The organism is Photobacterium sp. DA100 (genome assembly GCF_029223585.1).
Classification (GTDB): domain Bacteria; phylum Pseudomonadota; class Gammaproteobacteria; order Enterobacterales; family Vibrionaceae; genus Photobacterium.
Genome location: NZ_CP119423.1, coordinates 2,190,997 through 2,203,614, shown reverse-complemented (window position 1 = coordinate 2,203,614; position 12,618 = coordinate 2,190,997). Strand labels below are relative to the sequence as shown.

The window sequence follows — 12,618 nt, the reverse complement described above, 5'->3', positions numbered from 1 at the left end:
AGAGGGTGTTGAAATGAAAATTGCAGTTATAACAGCATGCCCGAGTGGTATTGCAAATAGCATTATTGCAGCTGGCTTGATTGAAAAGGCAGCAGCAGAGCTCAAATGGACGGCGGCCGTTGAGTGTCAGTCATCAGTAGTACCGGTGAAAGCGTTAAGCCAGAGTGTCATTGATGAGGCTGACTGTATCGTTGTTGCAGCGAACACCGCAGTAGATACGACACGCTTCAAGGGTAAGAAGCTATGCCAAATCGCTATTGAAGATGTACTGGCTGATCCGAAAGCCGCTCTTTCTCAAGCAATTAGCCAAGCGACGGTACTTACAGACGTTACGGCTGTCGTTGCAGATGCGGCAGGCGAATCTGCCAGCAAGAAAATTGTTGCGATTACGGCATGTCCAACCGGTGTTGCACACACCTTCATGGCGGCCGAGGCCTTGGAGGAAGAAGGTAAGCGCCAGGGCCATCAGATCAAAGTTGAGACCCGAGGCTCAGTGGGAGCGAAGAACCAGCTAACGGCGGAAGAAATTGCTGCCGCTGACTTGGTTATCATTGCTGCGGATATCGAAGTGGATCTTTCTCGCTTTGCTGGCAAGAAACTGTACAAAACCAGCACGGGAGCTGCACTGAAGAAGACAACGCAAGAGTTTGAGAAAGCGTTTGCCACGGCAACCCCTTATCAACACCAAGCGGGCTCTGCAGCTACAGGTGAAGCTAAGCAAGAAAAAACAGGTGCCTATAAGCACTTGATGACAGGTGTATCCCACATGTTGCCACTGGTTGTTGCGGGTGGTCTTTCGATTGCGTTGTCATTTGTGTTCGGTATTACGGCGTTTGAACAAGAAGGGACGTTGGCCGCGGCACTGATGACTATCGGTGGTGGCTCGGCATTTGCCCTAATGGTGCCGGTACTGGCTGGTTTTATTGCATTTTCAATCGCTGACCGTCCGGGCCTGGCTCCGGGTTTGATTGGTGGTATGTTGGCAAGTTCTACCGGGGCTGGTTTCCTTGGTGGTATCGTTGCAGGTTTCCTTGCGGGCTACAGTGCCAAGCTTGTTGCTGACCACGTTAAGCTGCCTCAGTCTATGGAAGCGTTGAAGCCCATCTTGATCATTCCTTTGCTATCAAGTTTGGTAACTGGCCTTATCATGATTTATGTGGTGGGCGGCCCGGTATCAGCGGCAATGACTAGCCTTACTGACTTCCTGAACAACATGGGATCTGCAAATGCCGTCTTACTGGGTATTATCCTCGGCTGTATGATGTGTTTCGATTTGGGTGGCCCGGTCAACAAGGCCGCATACACCTTCGGTGTAGGCCTGCTTGCGTCCCAGACTTATGCGCCAATGGCTGCTGTAATGGCTGCTGGTATGGTGCCGGCGCTAGGTATGGGCTTGGCCACATTCTTGGCGAAACGTAAGTTCAATGCCAATGAAGCAGAAGCGGGCAAAGCCTCTTTCGTACTAGGTTTGTGCTTCATCTCAGAAGGTGCTATTCCGTTTGCAGCGCGCGACCCAATGCGAGTTATCCCAAGCTGTATGGCCGGTGGTGCGCTAACAGGTGCCCTGTCTATGCTGTTCGGCGCTAAACTAATGGCTCCTCACGGTGGTTTGTTTGTCCTGTTTATCCCGAATGCGATTACCCCTGTACTGATGTACCTTGTGGCGATTGCGGCCGGTACGGTTGTGACTGGTGTGACTTACGCATTCCTCAAGAAATCTGATGAGGAGCAGATGGCTGTCGCTGAAGCGAAATAACAGTTAATCACTTGTTCATCCAATAAAGAAAGCCCCGGCAAATTTGCCGGGGCTTATGCCACCGCTGCCTACGGTATGTTTGCGTTTGCCCCAAAACCTCAAAAGGTTAACAGAGTTATCTTTCCATGAAAGAATGTTATTATATTATCTCTGTTACGACAGACGTATGTATTATGTAGACATTCCCTGCGAATGAATAAAAGCGCTATTTATTATTTTATTATTTACCCTAAGTTATAGTTATAATTTATAATTTATAATTTATATTTTTTATTTTTCTTCTGCTGCTAACAGCACATCTTCCCCATTAACAATCAATAAATAAGATTTACCGATTTCCAAATCACAGACATTTATTTGGTTAGCGCCTAAAATAAGTTCTTTATTACAGTTATCGAGTAATATCTGATTGGAGAAATTACCCTTTGATAGGTTAGTAACTGAAAACGCGGATGAATTGACAGTTATTGTCACATCTTCTATTGTAAATATTCTCAACCGATATTTATCCTCGACCGGAGATGGGTTTTGAATATTAGTCGACAATGTTAACGCGCCTTCATCACTCCACGCTATCGCCCACAATTTTTCCTTATTATTCATTGTTATATCTTCTTGTAAGGCATGGGCAGTCTGGCTGTTGGTATCTTGCGTACCAATATCAACCTTCATTGGTGTCGCAGATGTCCAGCTAATAGAATGATAATAAGAACTAAAGTTAGTTACTGAAAATACTTTGTTGTCTTCATCGAATAACGAACTAGCGCCATTAGACTCTTTTACATAAAAATCTGCTGACATACCCGATATATTAACTAGATCTATCCCCAGAGTTCTAACGCTGATCTCATCCATAGTGACACCGGTAGGTTCGGATGAATCGCTCGATGAACCACCACCGCAAGCAAATAATAAAAATGTTGATAATGCTGTAAGCGCAACCCTAATCATCTTGGAACCTCGTTATTATTTTTTGAAGCTCAGGATAAGCATATTTCAAGAATTGATAATTTTTTGATGAATAATAGGGAGAAAAATAAGAAATTAATAAGTGATTGAATATATGGTGATTTTTAGCTCTCAATATTGAGATTTTGCGGTGAGATAGTGATAAACATCCTTAAGAACGAAGGCGAGTAGTAAAAAACAGAATACTCGCCGATAAAAAGACTGTGAGACAATGGGGTGCTTTGGCTCAGCACATCCGCCGTTTCAAGCCGCTAATATCCAGCAGTCGAGTGGCTATTTCTTCCACTGATAGGCGACTGGTGTTGAGGTAAGGAATGGCTTCGCGGCGGAACATGGCTTCAACTTTACCCAGTTCGCTCTCACATTGGTCGACACTGGCGTAATGGCTGTTGGCATAGCGTTCATGGCGGATCTCAACCAGCCGCTCGGTGTCGATAGTCAGTCCATAGGTTTTGTAACGGAAGGGTTCAATCGCTTTAGGAAGGCGCAGCTTACTCATGTCCTCGGCAATGAAAGGGTAGTTGACCGCCCGAATGCCAAATTGCATTGCAAGATAGAGGCAGGTTGGAGTTTTGCCGCAGCGAGAGACGCCAAGCAAAATAATATCGGCCTGGTCAAGGTTGTTGAGAGAGACGCCATCGTCATGGGCAAGGGTGTATTCGATGGCCGCAATACGGTCTTGGTAGCTAGCAGCATCCTTGGCAATGCTGTGGGAGCGCTGCAGCTGGGGTTGCGGTGCCATTTGAAGATCTTCACTCAGTGGCGCCACCAGGGCATTGAGCACATCGTAAAAATGGGCGCTACTTTGCTCGATCACCGCCTTTACTTCCGGCAATACGATGGAATAGAACACCAACGGCTCTGTCCCTGTTTTCTCGTAAGCTTGATTGATCTGTTGCTTCACACTATTGGCACGTTCAATGCTTTCAACAAAGGGAAGGGTCGTTTGGCGCGTCGTGATATCAAATTGTCCCAGGACGGCGTGGCCTAGGGTTTCAGATGTAATGGCGGTACCGTCAGAAACGAAGAACACATCACGAAAATTGGGTTTGGATTGCATAAAAATTTTAATCCTTGAAATTATTTTTAGCCAGAAGCATGGCTGCACCCAATATAATCACCTGAAAGGCAAGTTTCCAGATTTTGCATCACACTTTTGTGCAACCCTGGCTTTGTTTTTTTTACACCGTCTTTTAGAGGATTTTACATCTTTGGCCGAGAATGCGTTCTTTGGCTAGGTTGCTCAATATTTGTTTAATCTGCTATGAGGTACGATGTCGTCAGTTTTACAGTGGCTTTGTCAAAAAGTTCAAAATTAAGTTAATGATAATAAAGAATAAATACTATTGTTGTGCGGTAGTGCTGCGATCCCCTACCAAAGTTGAGCCAGATCAAAAACCTGATGCGCTTCAAATTTTTTTGATAACTTGCTAGATAATTTTGATGAGAGATGGAAAACTGAATACAGACATTTCGGTGCTACTAAGGCATAGCAAGGCCGCTAGGATGTACAGGAATGTATATGAAAATGTCTATGTATGTGTGTATATCCAGCTGTATCGCATATAGATATACGTTTTCAAGTGATTGAAAATGGAAAAGATTTGACAGAATTTTAGCAATTAAATTTATAACAATACCTTACAGGGTAACTGTGCTTCGATGATGAAGTGCGCTTAAGGAGAGATGATTGACTTTTTGCTCTGAAAATTGACATTTTTTGCTTTTTTTTGCAGCGAAAGGCAAACGTTTACTTATGGGTTGCCTGCTTTAAACTGTTGAATCCAATAAGGAGAATTGCCGTGCAACAGAATGTTGTCTGGTACGATGCTTTGTCAATGAACGATGTTGATAAGGTCGGTGGTAAGAATGCATCTCTTGGCGAGATGGTGGCGAATTTGGCGAATGCGGGAGTGAAAGTTCCCAATGGCTATGCCACCACCTCTTATGCCTTTAATCAGTTCCTGGAAGCCAATTCGCTCAATGAGCGGATCTATCAGCTGCTTGACGAGCTGGATGTTGAAGATGTAAATGCCTTGCAGCAAGCTGGCGAGACTATCCGTAATTGGGTTCTAGAGGCACCGCTTCCGCTGGATCTCGAGCAGGATATTCGCGAGAGCTACCATGAGCTTGCCCAAGGTGACGAGATGCTTTCTGTGGCTGTCCGCTCGTCAGCAACAGCAGAAGACCTACCTGATGCCTCCTTTGCAGGCCAACAAGAAACCTTCCTCAATGTCCGTGGGATCGATGCGGTAATCGAAGCGGTCAAACACGTTTTTGCATCGCTGTTCAATGACCGTGCAATCTCATACCGTGTCCACCAAGGGTTTGACCACAAAGGTGTTGCGCTATCTGCGGGTATCCAGCGTATGGTGCGCTCAGACAAAGCCTCTTCAGGTGTCATGTTTACTTTGGATACCGAGTCAGGTTTTGACCAAGTGGTATTCATCACTTCATCCTGGGGCCTTGGAGAGATGGTCGTACAGGGGGCCGTCAACCCTGATGAATTCTACGTTCATAAACCAACCCTGCAGGCGGGTAACCCTGCCGTTGTTCGTCGAACTATCGGCTCTAAACTGCTAAAGATGGTCTATACCGAGGATACTTCACTGGGTAAGCAGGTTGAGATTCTCGATACCACCCAACAAGAGCAAAACCAGTTCTCCTTAACTGACCAAGAAATTGAATCATTGGCCAAGCAAGCGCTGATCATCGAACAGCACTATGGGCGACCAATGGATATCGAGTGGGCCAAAGACGGGATCACAGGGGAACTACTGATTGTCCAGGCCCGTCCCGAAACCGTGCGCTCGCGCGATGATGCCAATGTCATGGAGCGCTTCCACCTCAATGGGACAGGTCATGCCCTGACTGAAGGGCGAGCGATTGGCCAACGTATTGGTAGCGGCGAGGTGCGTGTCGTCTCCGATTTGTCTCAGATGGATCAGGTCCAAGCCGGTGATGTGCTGGTGGCAGATATGACTGACCCTGACTGGGAGCCGGTAATGAAAAAAGCGGCGGCGATTGTGACCAATCGTGGTGGCCGTACTTGCCACGCAGCCATTATTGCCCGCGAGCTTGGCATTCCGGCGGTAGTCGGCTGTGGCAATGCGACGGAGTTGTTGCGAACCGGTCAGCGCGTCACCGTATCTTGTGCTCAAGGGGAGACGGGCTACATCTACGAGGGAGAGCTGGACTTTGAAGTACGCCGCTCTGCTGTCGATGATCTTCCTGAGTTGCCGCTTAAAGTAATGATGAATGTCGGTAACCCTGATAGGGCGTTCGACTTTGCCTGTATTCCGAACGAAGGTGTAGGTTTGGCAAGGCTGGAGTTTATCATCAACAAGATGATCGGTATCCACCCGAAAGCTTTGCTTAATTACGACCAGCAATCCGAAGAGCTGAAAGCTGAGATTGATCAGCGCATCATCGGTTATCCTGATCCGGTTGAGTTCTACATCCAGAAGCTAACAGAAGGGATTTCAACGCTTGCTGCGGCATTCTGGCCAAAACGCGTTATTGTGCGCATGTCAGACTTTAAGTCGAACGAATACCGCAATTTAGTTGGCGGTGTGAATTTCGAACCGACAGAAGAAAACCCGATGATCGGTTTCCGCGGAGCCTCACGTTATGTTTCCGAGCAGTTCCAAGATTGTTTTGCTCTTGAATGCGAGGCAATCAAACGCGTTCGTGAAACCATGGGGCTGAAGAATGTCGAAATTATGATCCCGTTCGTCCGTACGGTAAGCGAAGCGGCTTCTGTGATTGATTTGCTGGCGAAGTTCGACCTTCGTCGCGGCGAGAATGGCCTGAAAGTGATCATGATGTGCGAGCTGCCTTCCAACGCGATTCTGGCTGATGATTTCCTCAAGTACTTTGACGGCTTCTCTATCGGCTCTAACGACATGACTCAGCTGACGCTGGGGTTGGACAGGGACTCCGGTGAAATTGCCCACATGTTTGACGAGCGTAACGCTGCGGTCAAGGCCATGTTGGCCATGGCGATTAAAGCTGCGAATAACGCCGGAAAATACGTAGGGATCTGCGGCCAGGGGCCATCCGATCATGATGACTTAGCCCAATGGCTCATGGAGCAGGGGATCGATTCGGTGTCACTGAATCCGGATACCGTGGTCGAGACTTGGTTGCATCTGGGTAAGCAATCATAAGGTATTGCTTCATTGGTGAAAAGCTCGCTGATAAGGCGAGCTTTTTTCTATCTCTCAACATCATCGCTCAGGCATAGATTGTTAGCGGGGTAATGGATTTCAGCATTGATAACTATGTCTCACTAAAACGCAAGTAAGTTCGAAGACGATCATTAATGTATTCAAAGCAAGCTTTGTATTTGCCCTCGGCGAAATAATTACCTAGTCTGAATGCGATAGTCAATGCGTAGAGTGATAGGGTGTCGGCATGGTTTGTTTGTTCATTCACTTTAATCCCTTTTTTAAATGGACAACCTCACTCTGGTTTTTTCTGTTTGCAGCCATCACATTCTCAAATTCAGTCTTTGCATCAGGGACTATTATGATCGATCTAACACGACCCAGCGAACATCAGCAGTGGCAAGTAACCAACGACAACGTGATGGGAGGCATTTCTCAAGGTCAGCTTACTTTTGATGGACAGTCGAGTCGATTTTGGGGGGAGTTGTCACTGGCCAACAATGGCGGCTTTAGTTCGATCAGCCGACCTCTAGAATCACTGTCTGCCGATGTGGATCAAGTCGAGCTGGTGTTTATTGGTGATGGACGCCTCTACCAATTGAGGCTTGCGACATGGAAAAATGGCAATCGAATAACCTACAAGCACGATTTTTCGACCATAGAAGGGCAACGCCAAAAGCACGTGTTTGAGCTGAGTGATTTTCAAGCAGTGTTTAGAGGACGGCTAATCGATGGGGCTCCTGTACTTACTGCGCGGGATATAAAACAAGTCGGGGTGTTGATTGCCGATAAGCAGCCTGGCCCCTTTGCGTTAAATCTAATACAGCTTAAATTTAAAACCTCGCAGGAAACCGAATGAGCAAACGAATTATTAATGTATTGCTTCACTGTACATATAGAAACCACATATAGACAACAGTAACATTGTGCAGTGAATACTGATGTTGAGGTGGTGAGTCTGCTTAGTAAAAAAGAAAGCCGCCAGGAAACGCGGCGGCAAAATTGCTAGGAAGAATACCCAAACCGGTAGTTTGGGTATTTTTTTATTGTTTTAGTAGTTGAAGGGAAATAAGCCCAAGCTATTGCGGTTTATATAGGTAGTAGCTTGAGCTGTTTGGGGGAACCTATTTCACTTCAGGGTAAGTCTTGTAGCGTACGCCCATCATCTGCTCCATACAGTGGACAACCTGGCAGCTGTAGCCGAACTCGTTGTCGTACCAGATATAAAGCACGCAGCGTTTGTCCTGGGCAATAGTTGCCGCTCCGTCGACCACGCCGGCATGGCGTGAACCAACGATGTCGCTGGAGACGATTTCGGTTGATTCGGTGTAGTCAATTTGGCCTGAAAGCGGCGAGTTCAATGCCATATCACGTAGGTAGGCATTCAATTCGTCTTTGGCTGCAACGCTGTTTAGGTTCAGGTTGGCAACTGCCATTGACACGTTAGGAGTAGGTACACGTATCGCATTGCCGGTGAGCTTGCCTGAAAGCTCAGGTAGCGCCTTGGCAACAGCTTTGGCCGCACCGGTAGAGGTGAGTACCATGTTCAGCGATGCAGAACGGCCACGACGCTCTCCGTTGTGGAAGTTATCAATCAGGTTCTGATCATTGGTAAATGAGTGGACCGTTTCGATATGACCTGAATCAATGCCGTATTTGTCGTTGATTGCTTTGAGAATAGGGGTAATGGCGTTGGTGGTGCAGCTTGCTGCGGAGATGATGGTATCATCTTCTTGAATTGCCGACTCATTGACGCCGAACACCACATTTTTCAGGTCGCCTTTGCCCGGCGCGGTAAGCAAGACCTTTTCGGACCCGTTGCAGTCCAGGTGTTTGCTTAGCCCTTCACGATCGCGCCACATCCCCGTGTTATCAACAACTAGCGCGTTATGAATACCATAGGCAGTGTAATCGACGTCGGCTGGGCTATTGGCATAAATCACTTGGATGTAGTTACCGTTGACGATGATCGCCTTGCGGTTTTCATCGACGGTAATGCTGCCATTGAATGGGCCGTGTACCGAGTCACGGCGAAGCAGGCTGGCTCGTTTTTCCAAGTCGCCATCTTTGCCGCCACGAACCACAATGGCTTTGAGGCGAAGCGGGTAACCTTGACCACTTTTTTCTACGAGCAGTCGGGCTAGCAGACGACCGATACGACCAAAGCCGTACAGCACAACATCACGTGTTTCTACAGACTGGGTGCTGTTAAGTGATTCTTGCAGTGCGGTCTGCAGGAAATCGCTGATATTGCCTTCATCTTCATTGTTAGACCAGTAGCTGTGTGCCAGTTGGCCAATATCGACTCGGCAAGGCGAGAGATCGAGCGTTGCCAATGTTTGGATTAGTGGCAATGTCTGGGATGGTGACAATTCAGAGCCGGTGTAGCGGCGGGAAAGACGGTGGGATTTAACGATATCGATAACTGATGTATTTACGATTTGCTTGCCGAACATCAGGACTTCGACGCCTTTTTGTCGGTACAGCTGACCCAGCAGCGGGGAAATAGATTCAGCATTGGTTTGGCTTGTTTGCCAGTCTAGAAGGTATTTTTCTGGACTCATCGTTAGTTAGGACCTTTCACGTTAGGGAAGAGACCGCAGAGCGGTTTGTAATATTTTTGTTATGAATTTTATGGCGGAGAGTTTAACGTTTGCGTGGTTTTTATCCTAGTAAAATTAACGAGTTGTAAATGTGATCTGGAGCATGCTGAAACAGTGATGTAACGCAAGTTTTTTGCTGCCACGGTTTTGTAGCCCATAAAAAATGCCGTTACTTATTTTTGAACGTTAACAAATGCTATTAGCAATTTGACTCTCAAAATGGATAGTTTCGCTCTGTTGCTGGCGGTGAGATAAATATGGTCTATAAAACAATAAGTTATAAGCCTGGTGACTTGGTGCTTTTTTTGCTTGCAAAGCAATTGATAGAGTGTTTGCCAGATAAACTTGGAGTAATCATGAAAATGCCTTTCCTCGCGTTGATAGTCACATTACTCATATTACCTTTAACCGTCTCTGCGATGACGGTTGAGCAACTTGCCAGTCAGTTAGGCCGTAATGACCTGATCATTTACGACAGTCGCAGTAAGGCCGATTATGACGCCGGTCATATACCCGGTGCCATCAGTTTTCCATTCGAACAAGCTTACTACAGCAAAGACAAAGCGCTGTATATCAAAGGGCGGACGCAAATTACGTCCTTGTTAAGAGAGAAAGGCCTCGAAAGAGAAAAGCGCGTTATTTTATACGATGATGGCGACCTCATAAGTGCGGCTCGCCTGTATTGGATTCTAACCCTGTATGGGCATGATGACGTGACTGTTTTTGAGTCCGGCTATAACTCATGGATTAAGGCCCAGCCAAGTGAACGTCAGGAATCGAAGGTCGCGTCCAGCCACTTTGCACCTAATTTTGATGCATCGGTTTATGCCAGTACCACCTTGGTCAAACTGGCGACTTACTCAAAAAACTACACGATCTTGGATGCTAGGTCATTGGATGAATATCGGGGTAATAAATCGATGAGTAGCACTTATGGCAGAATACCATCCTCTTTGCATTTTCCGGTATCTGCGTTGATCAGTGAAAAGTCGGGACAGCCAGTATTAAAAAGTAATAGGGAGCTTACACCTGTCATCAGTCAGTTAGAGCGAAATAAAAAATATATTACCTATTGCAACTTAGGAAAAAACTCAACATTGAGCTTTTATGTACTGAAAAGAGCAGGTTTCGATGTTGCTTTATATGACGGCTCCTGGATCGACTGGTCGATGAAAAAATTGCCGGTAGAGCAGGAAAAGGGCCAATAGGATGTTAGGCGAGCGAATGACATCACAGGTGGCAATGTTCACGAAAGGTGTATTGGCCCGGCGACTTTTTACGGTGATCGGCTTGATAATGCTGGCTTCTATCTTTTTTTCGCTGCTGTTTACCTATAAACAGAATGTCAACCGTGTGACAAAAGATGTGGAAATGCTCATGAATATCTCTTCGCCTTTGGTAATTGATGTTTTTTTGAGTACGGATTTAGAAGGCTCAGTAGAATTGAACCGATTCTTTGCAAATTATGAAGAAATCTCTGCCGTCAATATCTTTGATCTGGAGGGAAAATTGCTCCATGCCTATCAGAGCCGGGCAAAAAATAGTTTCTCGTATATTGGCTTCAAGCCTGTGGGTAACCTCAGTTCAGGCTTTCACTTTAACATCGTCAATGAGATTCTATTTGATGGCAAAGTAATTGCGCAATATGAGGTTTACTATAGAAGCGAATATACCGTAAAAGATTTGTTGTTTGCCCTAATACAACTTGCGCTGCCATTTATTTTGATGTTGTGCTTCATGTTGTATTACGTCTATACCCGAGTAACAAAACCTATTTATGCCATTACTGAACAGCTTTCGTTGGTGGGTAAAGGCCAGGTCAGCTTGGATGAATTTATGGAGTCAGATACCGAAGTTGGGTGCTTGGCGCGAAAAATTCAAGCTTCAGATGCCAAGTTGTTTTTTAGAAACAAGAAACTCATAGAGCTTAACCAAACGTTGAAAACGAAAACCGAGCAACTAGATCGGGCTGTGAAAGTGAAGACAGAATTTATGGCCAATATGAGCCATGAAATCAGAACGCCAATGAACGGCATCATAGGTTTCATACAGTGTCTGCAGCAAAAGAACCTAGATCATGAATCGACCCAGCAGGTTGAATACATCAAAGAATCCGCTTTGTCTTTGTTGGTTCTTATCAATGAGATTTTGAACTACTCAAAACTTGAAAGCGGAAAAGTGAAAGTCACAGAAAATGATTTCAATATGTGGCGTCTAATTAATTCATGCGTGAAAACGGTTCACTCAGAAGCGAGGGCTAAAAATCTTGAGGTGAATATTAGCCTGCCACCTGAAAAGCGTTGCTATTTCCATGGTGATGAGCAGCATCTGCGCCAGGTTCTGACTAATTTATTGGGGAATGCGGTTAAATTCACGGCCAAAGGCTTTGTTAATGTATCGGTAGACCTATTGCAGGAAAAAGAGCTCGAAGCTGAGTTATGCATTCGGGTTTCCGATAGTGGTATCGGTATATCGGCAGATAAAATTGACAGTATATTTGAATCCTATACGCAAGCCGATGGTTCGATTTCAAGGCGCTACGGGGGGACAGGCCTTGGGCTGACGATTTCAAAACAGTTATGTGAATTGATGGGTACCCAGTTGGGGGTGATCAGCCAAGAAGGCAAAGGGACTGAGTTTTCGTTTCGTCTGACGGTGAAAAAAGCGCAGGCAGTTCCAGAAAATAATCCGTTACAGCTTAACGAGTGCTTGGATTGCGACTTATCTCAATTTGCCAATACCCGTATTCTAATCGCTGAAGATAGCCATATTAACCAGCAATTGGTAATTGCCTTTTTAAAGTCGATGGGATTAACCAACATCGATATTGTCGATAATGGTCTTCAAGCTGTTGATTATATGAAAAGCACTCAACCAGATGTTGTATTGATGGATTGCCAAATGCCAGAGATGGGAGGGTTGGAAGCGACGCAGAAGATTCGGCGCCTGCCCAATGGTAGCCAGATCCCAATTATCGCCCTGACAGCGAATGTTATGGAAAGTGAAAAACAGCAGTGTTTCGATGTGGGTATGGATGCGTATTTAGCCAAACCCATAATTAAAATTAACCTCTTCAGTACTCTGTTAACCATACTCAATACCAATTCAGTCAGCTAGGCGA

8 protein-coding genes and 1 pseudogene are annotated in these 12,618 nt (G+C 45.9%); 5 read left to right on the top strand and 4 right to left on the bottom strand.

The features are described from left to right. The first annotated feature begins 13 nt into the window (after positions 1-13). On the top strand, positions 14-1,756 hold the full coding sequence (gene fruA / locus PTW35_RS10215) for a PTS fructose transporter subunit IIBC (protein ID WP_281024895.1): 1,743 nt from the start codon (positions 14-16) through the stop codon (positions 1,754-1,756). A gap of 270 nt (positions 1,757-2,026) precedes the next feature. Here fruA and PTW35_RS10210 read toward each other — a convergent pair whose 3' ends face one another. Both PTW35_RS10210 and PTW35_RS10205 read right to left on the bottom strand, forming a co-directional pair. After that, on the bottom strand, positions 2,027-2,707 hold the full coding sequence (locus tag PTW35_RS10210) for a hypothetical protein (RefSeq protein WP_281024894.1): 681 nt from the start codon (positions 2,705-2,707) through the stop codon (positions 2,027-2,029). Positions 2,708-2,951: 244 nt separating this feature from the next. Continuing rightward, a complete protein-coding gene (locus PTW35_RS10205; RefSeq protein WP_281024893.1) occupies positions 2,952-3,785 on the bottom strand; it encodes a pyruvate, water dikinase regulatory protein in 834 nt (277 codons plus the stop codon). A gap of 742 nt (positions 3,786-4,527) precedes the next feature. On the opposite strand from PTW35_RS10205, the gene ppsA reads away from it, so the two are divergent. Then, complete coding sequence (gene ppsA / locus PTW35_RS10200; protein WP_281024892.1) at positions 4,528-6,894, top strand: phosphoenolpyruvate synthase; 2,367 nt, start codon at positions 4,528-4,530, stop codon at positions 6,892-6,894. A 53-nt stretch (positions 6,895-6,947) separates the two neighbouring features. Here ppsA and folX read toward each other — a convergent pair. After that, positions 6,948-7,013 (bottom strand): annotated as a pseudogene (gene folX, locus PTW35_RS10195) (dihydroneopterin triphosphate 2'-epimerase); the annotation flags it as partial. 128 nt (positions 7,014-7,141) lie between these two features. Between folX and PTW35_RS10190 the strand changes: the two are divergent. Then, entirely contained in the window at positions 7,142-7,753 is a 612-nt protein-coding gene (locus PTW35_RS10190; protein WP_281024891.1) for a CIA30 family protein, read from the top strand. A 265-nt stretch (positions 7,754-8,018) separates the two neighbouring features. Here the strand turns inward: PTW35_RS10190 and PTW35_RS10185 are convergent, their stop codons facing one another. Continuing rightward, positions 8,019-9,458, bottom strand: a complete 1,440-nt coding sequence (locus tag PTW35_RS10185; RefSeq protein WP_281024890.1) for a glyceraldehyde-3-phosphate dehydrogenase — start codon at positions 9,456-9,458, stop codon at positions 8,019-8,021. A gap of 296 nt (positions 9,459-9,754) precedes the next feature. Between PTW35_RS10185 and PTW35_RS10180 the strand changes: the two genes are divergently transcribed. Both PTW35_RS10180 and PTW35_RS10175 read left to right on the top strand, forming a co-directional pair. Then, positions 9,755-10,705, top strand: a complete 951-nt coding sequence (locus tag PTW35_RS10180) for a rhodanese-like domain-containing protein (RefSeq protein WP_281024889.1) — start codon at positions 9,755-9,757, stop codon at positions 10,703-10,705. A gap of 16 nt (positions 10,706-10,721) precedes the next feature. Next, positions 10,722-12,614, top strand: a complete 1,893-nt coding sequence (locus tag PTW35_RS10175) for an ATP-binding protein (protein WP_281024888.1) — start codon at positions 10,722-10,724, stop codon at positions 12,612-12,614. Positions 12,615-12,618: the final 4 nt, after the last annotated feature.

Bases quoted from the DNA above. Each gene is read 5' to 3' on its own strand.
- PTW35_RS10180 (WP_281024889.1), top strand. From the start codon at position 9,755: ATGGTCTATAAAACAATAAGTTATAAGCCTGGTGACTTGGTGCTTTTT.
- fruA (WP_281024895.1), top strand. From the start codon at position 14: ATGAAAATTGCAGTTATAACAGCATGCCCGAGTGGTATTGCAAATAGC.
- PTW35_RS10210 (WP_281024894.1), bottom strand. From the start codon at position 2,707: ATGATTAGGGTTGCGCTTACAGCATTATCAACATTTTTATTATTTGCT.
- PTW35_RS10190 (WP_281024891.1), top strand. From the start codon at position 7,142: ATGGTTTGTTTGTTCATTCACTTTAATCCCTTTTTTAAATGGACAACC.
- PTW35_RS10185 (WP_281024890.1), bottom strand. From the start codon at position 9,458: ATGAGTCCAGAAAAATACCTTCTAGACTGGCAAACAAGCCAAACCAAT.
- PTW35_RS10175 (WP_281024888.1), top strand. From the start codon at position 10,722: ATGACATCACAGGTGGCAATGTTCACGAAAGGTGTATTGGCCCGGCGA.
- PTW35_RS10205 (WP_281024893.1), bottom strand. From the start codon at position 3,785: ATGCAATCCAAACCCAATTTTCGTGATGTGTTCTTCGTTTCTGACGGT.